Genomic DNA, 6,402 nt, shown 5'->3' with positions numbered 1-6,402 from the left:
CGCCACTCATCGCTCGGCGGCAAGAGCCCCTTGGCTTTCGAGCGAAAGGCCGCATAAATGAGTTGAGAGACCGGAACGTAGGCGCGACAAGACCAGTTTGCTTGATCAGCCGCGCGACATGCTTGTCGGAAAGGCGCGCCTCAAGGGCTTTCGTGCCATCTCGGGAGGTGCGAACGAACACAGGCCCAAAACCGATCTTGGCAAAGTGCAGCCATTGTTCCAGCGCATGCACCGGGCAGGTTTGCTCGGACGACCATCGGCCAATCTCGACTTCACGCCAACCGGTCTTGGCGTTGAGCGTGAGCAGGGCGCCGTCGTCCATAATCTCTAGCCAGCCGCCGCTGTCGGGGGTGTCGTCTTTATGGACGTCAAGGCTGACGATCTCGGAACGCCGCAACCCGCCTGCAAAGCCAAGCAGCAGAATGGATCGGTCACGCAACCCACGCAGGTCGTAGTGCAGGGTGGCTATCATGGCGAGAATGTCATCGCGCAAGATGGCTTCTTTCTGCACCAGCGGGCGGGCATGTTTACGTTTGATTCCGGCCAGCACCGTGGCGATGTGCCGGTCTTTACGGTCGAGGGTGAAGCCGCGTTGCTTATAGTGCCAAGCGAGACCGGAAAGGCGCCGTTCGATGGTCGTGACGGTGATTGTTGGAGTTTTGCCAACGGGCGCAGCAAGGTCCGCCAAATAGAGACCGAACATTTTTGGAGAGGGGGGCAGTGCATCCGTGCCCCTGATCCGACACCATCGGCCGAAGTGTTTTCAGTCGGCGGCATAGGCCTTGTTGGTGTTTTCGGCTGTGGAGGCTTTGGCGTAGTCGCGCGCGGTATCGACAAGGCGGTCAAGGGTACCAGAGCCAGCGATATGAGTGGGCAGGGCGATGTTATCGAAATTTGCTTCAGCCTTCTCGCTATCCCGCGCAATGCTGGACGCACCAGAGTTTGATGAAGCCGGTTTCTCGTCCTCTGAGGTCATTTTTCAGTGAATCCAGCAATGAAATTGAACTGATTTCTTGCGTAACTTCTTATGTCCGATAAGGCAAACTTATCGGACATAGCGCAGAACTGTAAGGTGGGGCGGTTTGATCAATCTATTGTGGATATAACCGCCGCGATGAAATAGTGTTGGGGCATGACCAATCAGTCTGCTGCACTCTCTAACGACTTGAACACTCTACCCAAGCTGCCGGGTTGGGTCACCTGTAAGCGTGCAGAAACCTTCGAGTCTGTGGCTTTTCGGTCAGGGGCTGCGCTGACGGTGCTCGATCAACTGGTAAGCGATCCGTCCCAAGGTGTGCCTCTTAAACTGCTCGCCAACAAGCTTGCACTACAAGCGGCAACGGTGACCTCGAAACTCGAAGGACGGTTGGCCCGAGAAGCGGATATTCGCGACGCTTACCACCTGGCCCCCGCAGGGGAGGCACGCGGACCGGATGGCGATCTACTGGCGTTTTGGCGGGCTGGTGTGGCGCTGCGGTTAACCGGGCAAGATTTGCAAATTGGCTTAAAGAACCTTGTTGGTTCGAACTTTGAAGGTGACATTGCAGGCTGGATGGCCGCCGGTGTTGCCCGCGCAAAATCCCATGGGCCGTTGGCGGGCTGTGTTGCCGTGATGCGCGCGGTTCTCGAGGTGGATGATCGGGCGGAACGGATCGCGTGCATGCCCTCGGATATCGTTTTGGCGCGGGCATTGAACTGGACGTCAGTGCTGCCTGTCACAGCACAATACCTTACGAAAGCGATGTTGCGCGATTTGGTTTCAAACGGGCAAGGGGCGGACCTTAAAGTTCAGGCACGCCTTTTGACCTCGATAGAAGACACGATCCGTTTGGCGCAAGATCTGGCATCGCGGGCAACGTTGCTACGAGCTGCTGCTCCCAAGCTCAGGGCCAAAGGATCTGAAGCAGCAGTCGACCTGTTCCTCTCTGAGGATGCGATTGGGCCTTCTATGATGCTGTCACCAACAATTCAGGGCACCACCATTCCGATGACCGATCGCGCTGCGCGCCGGCTCTGTGATCGGCTGGTGGACCTGGGCGTCGCGCGTGAGCTCACTGGGCGGCCGACCTTCCGGCTGTATGGGATTGTGCGATGACCCGTACCGCCATGACCTCCGATGCCAAACGAAATAATTCAAAGCCGAAGGAGGCTGGACGTGAAGGTGTTTTTGACCGGGAGCTGGAGGATTTGCCGCAAGAGCTCCGCTGGCGCGAATGGATGGGACGGATCGAGGCGGTGCTGTTTGCCAGTGCAACGCCGGTTGGCCGCGAGGATTTAGCGCGCGTGGTGGGGCAGGGGGCCTCGGTTGAGATGTTGATCGAGGATACTCAGGCCGAGCTATCTGGTCGGCCGTATGAGCTTGTGGAAGTTGCCGGTGGTTGGATGTTCCGGACCAAGACGCAGTTTGTTGAGGCGATCAAGGCTGCGGCTGATCTTGGCGACCAATCCCTGGCCTTCACCGAGATGGAGATGGGGGTGCTCTGCGCCATCGCCTATCACCAACCGATCGATCGGGCGGGGCTCAAGGACGTCTTTGGCAAGGAAGTCAGTCGCGATCTGCTGGCGCGGCTCCGGTTCAAGGATCTGATCGCCAGCGGTCCGAGAGCACCGCGACCCGGCGCGCCGCATACCTTTGTGACGACAGAAAAGTTTCTGTTGACGTTCGATTTGCAGACACTGCGGGACTTGCCAGAGTTGGATTTGGCTGTTGTAAACGCAGATGAGACGACGCGGACGGCGTAGTTCAGAGGTTCTTCGCTTTCAATTGGTCGGAGATGTGAGCAAGCTTTACGTGTAAACGTACAGCAGTATTTACGTATGTTTGCACATCTTTGAGGTATAGGTTTGACTTCTATAGCTCAAAGATGGTCAATATATGAGTTATAGAAAGGGTCTCTATAACTCATGGCATGGAACTGGCAGATATCTGGCTGGCCGAATTTTCGGTATGACACGGCAGCACTGGCACCGTTTGAGCAGCGCTTCTTGCTGTCGTCTGGTGAGATCCTTGGTGCCGTTCATCATGTCAGTACATCTGAACGCAATCAACTCCGCGTCGACTTGCTGAGCGATGAAGCCATGAAAACCAGCGCCATCGAAGGCGAAATGCTGGACCGCCAAAGCGTACAGTCATCGCTGCGCCGACAGCTTGGATTGTCATCTGACAGCTATCCAACCAAGCCTAGAGAGCAGGGGGTGGCGGAGATGATGGTCGATGTCTATTCGACCTATGCCGAGCCTCTCACGCATGAGACCCTGTTCCGATGGCATAGCATGCTGTTGTCCCATGATCGGCGGTTGGAAAGCGTTGGGGCTTACCGCCAGCATGAAGACGCCATGCAGATTGTATCGGGTCGCATGGATCGGCCGGTCGTACATTTTGAGGCACCGCCCTCTTCGCAAATAGCAGGCGAAATGGATCGGTATGTGGATTGGTTCAGCAGAACGGTGCCGGATGCGAAAGAACCCTTGCCCGCCTTGACGCGCGCTGGCCTCAGCCATCTCTATTTCGAAAGCATCCACCCTTTTGAGGACGGCAACGGTCGTTTGGGGCGAGCCCTCGCAGAAAAGTCTCTAGCGCAAAACATGGGCCAACCCAGCCTGATCGCGCTCGCCTACTCGATAGAACGGGAGCGGAAGGCCTACTACGATCAGCTTGAGCGGCACCAGCAGACGTTGGATGTGACGTCGTGGTTGGAATGGTTCGCGGAGACTGTTCTGACCGCACAACAGGTCACCCTGAACCGGGTTGGGTTCTTCATCGCGAAGGCACGTTTCTACGACCGACATCGCGATCAACTAAATGAGCGGCAGGCCAAAGCGATCGAACGCATGTTCCAGGAAGGGCCGGACGGGTTCAAAGGTGGGCTTAGCGCAGAGAACTATATTTCGATTACGGCTACGTCGCGCGCGACGGCGACTCGTGATCTGCAGGACATGGTTGAGATGGGCGCACTCACTCGCACAGGTGAGCTGCGGTACACGCGCTATCGGCTAAATCTAGAAGAAATGACTGCGTAACTAGGGGGCGGATTGCGGACAAGGACGAAGCCGCTACCGCGGCAATGGCGCTTGTTTTGAGCGTAGCACGTTGCTCTGAAGGCAACGCATTTTGAGATCTGACGAACCTGTCTGACGATTGAGCCTTCTCAATCAACGGACAGGAGAGTTTCCATGACATGTAAGAAGACAACCCCGCTGCGTGAGCGGATGATCGAAGACATGCGCATCCATGGGATGGGCGACAAGGCTCAGAAGGCGCACATTAGGGCGATCAAGCATTTTGCCGCGTTCTTGAAGCGGTCTCCGCACACAGCCGCGCCGGATGATCTGCGCGCCTATCAGTTGCACATGACAGATACCGAAGTGACGCCGCCCACATTCAATGCGCGGATCATGGCGTTGCGGTTTCTGTTCGGCACCACCTGCGACCGTGAAGAGATGAAGCGCTACATGCAGTTCCGCACACAGCCGCGCCGACTGCCGACGGTTCTGAGTATCGAAGAGGTGGCAGAGGTTATTGCCGCGGCACCCGGTCCGGGGCTCAAATATCGCGCGGCACTCAGTATCAGCTATGGAGCGGGTTTGCGGGCGTCTGAGGTCTGCAGCCTCAAGGTGAGTGATATCGACAGCGATCGAATGCTGATCCACGTCGATGAAGGCAAAGGCGGCAAGGATCGCAAAGTCATGTTGTCGCCTGACCTGTTGGATTTACTTTCCACCTAATGGATTTAAGCCACCGGCTTCTAGCCGGTCCGCTTCAGCGAATCTGTCTCTGATCTTCTCTCCTGAATTTTGAAACCCGCTGAGGCGGTATGGTTTCAAAATTCAGGAGAGAAGATCATGCGTTATTCGAAATCCGCTCATACGCGATTTTACCACAGGTTTCACGTCGTGTGGGCCACAAAATATCGCTACAAGGTTTTGCAAGGGCCGATGCGGGAGCGCATCCGAGAGATTATCATGCAAACCTGTGCTGAAATGGGCGTCCACATTGTGAAAGGCGTGCTGGGTCGCGACCATGTCCATATGTTCCTGTCGATCCCACCAAAGCTGTCCCTGTCCAATGTCATGCAGCGCATCAAAGGTCGCTCGTCTAGACGGATACAGATGGAGTTCCCTGAACTGCGTAAGCGCTACTGGGGCAGGCGGTTTTGGGCCCGAGGATATTTCTCAACCACCTCCGGAAATGTGACCGACGACATCATCACGCAGTACCTGTAATTACATTCCTCCAAATGATGCTACCGGCGTCAGCCGGTAGTTCTTCACTGCGTGATTATTGGCGTGAGGCGCAGCCTGCGGGGTGGCTTTTCCCGGGCAAACCGAAGATTAACCCAATCTCGTCGCGCCAACTGAGCCGGGCCTTCAATTCGGCAAAGCATGTGGTAGGCATATCAAAACCCGTCACCCTGCACACGCTGCGCCACAGCTTTGCAACGCATCTGCTGGAAGCGAACGTCGACGTGCGGGTCATTCAGGTATTGCTTGGCCACGCCAAGTTGAGCACGACAGCGCGCTACACCCATGTCGCTACCAAAACCATCCGGGACACACTCAGCCCGTTTGAGGCGCTCAAGGCGCTGAACATTGAGAACCTGCGGAACCGACCGGGATAAGCCCCGGCCAATTGCCCAAACCCAAGCTGGAGGTTGCTGACATCTTCCGTGACTATGGCCCTGCGTGGCGGCATGCCAATAAGGGACATATCAGCCTCAGCCAGCTCAAAGTGATGTCTTCCATTGAGGCCTGCCGAACCGAGGCGCTCGGCGGGCATGTGGCCGCGTGCACCAAATGCGATCACCGACATATCGCTTATAACTCGTGCAAGAACCGCCATTGTCCCAAATGTCAGGGTCCCGCTGCACGCGACTGGATGGCGGCGCGGGCCGAAGACTTGCTGCCTGTGGAATATTTCCACGTCGTCTTCACGTTGCCCGCTGAGATCGCCCGCATCGCCTATTGGAACAAGAAGGCCGTCTATGGCCTTCTGTTCAAAGCGTCTGCGCAAACGGTGATGACAATTGCAGCCGACCCCAAACGCCTTGGCGCACGGGTTGGCATGACCAGTGCAGCGCGACAAACTGGATGAGACTCAGCGTCAATCAGGATGAGACGTCGCGGCGGGTGTGTGCTGAAGGGAGGGCGTAGCCCGACCGGAGGCACACACCCGCCGCTGCGCCCCGATTTTGGGGTTTGTGATCGAGGTCGGCCCGCTACGCTGGTGGTTTTCAACACTGGAGAACCACTTTTGTGCCGGGGCGCCATGTAACCGATCATCAGACGAGATTTCTCATGAAGCTAAGACAAGATCACCCTATCGAGACCGCCGCCGCGAAGGCGGGGATGAGCCGGGCAACCGCCTATCGAATTGCCCAGGATCCCCGTCTCCCATCCCAGAAG

Annotated in this window: 4 protein-coding genes and 4 pseudogenes; 7 read left to right on the top strand and 1 reads right to left on the bottom strand. The window is 56.8% G+C overall.

Annotated elements, in window-relative coordinates:
• Positions 1–82: 82 nt before the first annotated feature.
• Positions 83–976, bottom strand: a pseudogene (locus tag BM174_RS20330) (site-specific integrase); the annotation flags it as partial.
• Between the two features lie 156 nt (positions 977–1,132).
• On the opposite strand from BM174_RS20330, the gene BM174_RS20325 reads away from it, so the two are divergent.
• The 7 genes and pseudogenes from BM174_RS20325 to BM174_RS20295 all read left to right on the top strand — a co-directional run.
• A complete protein-coding gene (locus BM174_RS20325) occupies positions 1,133–2,095 on the top strand; it encodes a DUF1403 family protein (RefSeq protein ID WP_093925624.1) in 963 nt (320 codons plus the stop codon).
• 11 nt (positions 2,096–2,106) lie between these two features.
• Positions 2,107–2,742, top strand: coding sequence for an SMC-Scp complex subunit ScpB (scpB, locus tag BM174_RS20320; protein WP_093925625.1), 636 nt, complete (start codon positions 2,107–2,109; stop codon positions 2,740–2,742).
• 162 nt (positions 2,743–2,904) lie between these two features.
• Entirely contained in the window at positions 2,905–4,020 is a 1,116-nt protein-coding gene (locus BM174_RS20315) for a Fic family protein (protein ID WP_093925623.1), read from the top strand.
• Between the two features lie 153 nt (positions 4,021–4,173).
• Positions 4,174–4,716, top strand: a pseudogene (locus tag BM174_RS20310) (tyrosine-type recombinase/integrase); the annotation flags it as partial.
• A gap of 126 nt (positions 4,717–4,842) precedes the next feature.
• Positions 4,843–5,223 carry an IS200/IS605 family transposase gene (tnpA, locus tag BM174_RS20305; protein ID WP_093925622.1) on the top strand — a complete coding sequence of 127 codons (381 nt, stop codon included), beginning with the start codon at positions 4,843–4,845 and terminating at the stop codon, positions 5,221–5,223.
• 47 nt (positions 5,224–5,270) lie between these two features.
• Positions 5,271–5,618 (top strand): annotated as a pseudogene (locus tag BM174_RS20300) (tyrosine-type recombinase/integrase); the annotation flags it as partial.
• Positions 5,619–5,629: 11 nt separating this feature from the next.
• Positions 5,630–6,088: pseudogene (locus BM174_RS20295) on the top strand (IS91 family transposase); the annotation flags it as partial.
• Positions 6,089–6,402 lie beyond the last annotated feature (314 nt).

The organism is Sulfitobacter brevis, assembly GCF_900112755.1.
Taxonomy (GTDB): Bacteria; Pseudomonadota; Alphaproteobacteria; order Rhodobacterales; family Rhodobacteraceae; genus Sulfitobacter; species Sulfitobacter brevis.
The sequence above is the reverse complement of the archived record's forward strand: the minus strand, read 5'-3'. Positions and strand labels throughout refer to the sequence as shown.

Coding starts and splice junctions, on each gene's coding strand:
- BM174_RS20325 (WP_093925624.1), top strand. CDS start 1,133: ATGACCAATCAGTCTGCTGCACTCTCTAACGACTTGAACACTCTACCC.
- scpB (WP_093925625.1), top strand. CDS start 2,107: ATGACCTCCGATGCCAAACGAAATAATTCAAAGCCGAAGGAGGCTGGA.
- BM174_RS20315 (WP_093925623.1), top strand. CDS start 2,905: ATGGCATGGAACTGGCAGATATCTGGCTGGCCGAATTTTCGGTATGAC.
- tnpA (WP_093925622.1), top strand. CDS start 4,843: ATGCGTTATTCGAAATCCGCTCATACGCGATTTTACCACAGGTTTCAC.